This window comes from Bradyrhizobium sp. P2_E8, from assembly GCF_056403875.1.
Window position 1 is genome coordinate 1 of the sequence record NZ_JBFUES010001791.1, and the last position, 721, is coordinate 721.

Genomic DNA, 721 nt, shown 5'->3' on the forward strand with positions numbered 1-721 from the left:
GATGTGCTTCGTCACCGCCGCGATCTGCCCGATCATCACGTCGGGCGCCGGGCTCGCGACGGAGGCGAGGTTGTGATGCTCGGCGAGCCAATAGCGGACATAGCCGAGCCCATCGACATGGCGCGCCAGATCGATGCTGTTGCGCAGCGCCGCGGCGGGTTTTGTGCCTGTGGTGACGACGGAGAGGTCGAGGACTGAGAGCGGGATCATGGCGCGTTAACGTAGTGGAGGGCCGCGCGGCGGCAATGGGCAGACAGCGCAGGTCTGGCGTGTGCGAGCCGATGCGCCCCACCAAACGAGGCGTTGGGACAGGCGACACCGATATAACAGCGAATTCATGCTGCCCATCGCGATAGCCGACCATCAAACTACCGCTGAAACGGCATATCTTATTGATCTTACGTACTTTATTGAAATAACGCATTTCCCACAATTCATCTTGCAAGTAAGAAAATTCAACGCTTCCAAGGTCAAGTGKGCCACTTCCCATCACCGATGGGCTGTCGAGTGCGGCCGCTTTGGCTTATCTTGGCTATTCCCAATCTCGACCTGACCGCAGGCTGCGAAGACCTGGAGTGAGTGGTGCCATGACTGATCTGACGAAGCCTGCGACAGCCGACGGGCAAGACGGGCACCTGAAGCGGCCTGCGATCTCCTTCGAGTTCTTTCCGCCCAAGACCGAGGAGATGGAGCGCAATCTCTGGGAGACCATCAACCGGCT

At 59.2% G+C, this 721-nt stretch carries 2 protein-coding genes; one reads left to right on the top strand and one right to left on the bottom strand.

Features of this window, described 5'->3' with window-relative positions; all coding sequences use genetic code 11:
- Window positions 1-210: LLM class flavin-dependent oxidoreductase (locus AC1D00_RS43940; RefSeq protein WP_477015046.1), on the bottom strand; the 210-nt coding region annotated here is incomplete at its 3' end.
- 377 nt (window positions 211-587) lie between these two features.
- On the opposite strand from AC1D00_RS43940, the gene AC1D00_RS43945 reads away from it, so the two are divergent.
- The coding region (locus AC1D00_RS43945; protein ID WP_477015047.1) for a methylenetetrahydrofolate reductase at window positions 588-721 on the top strand (134 nt) is incomplete at its 3' end.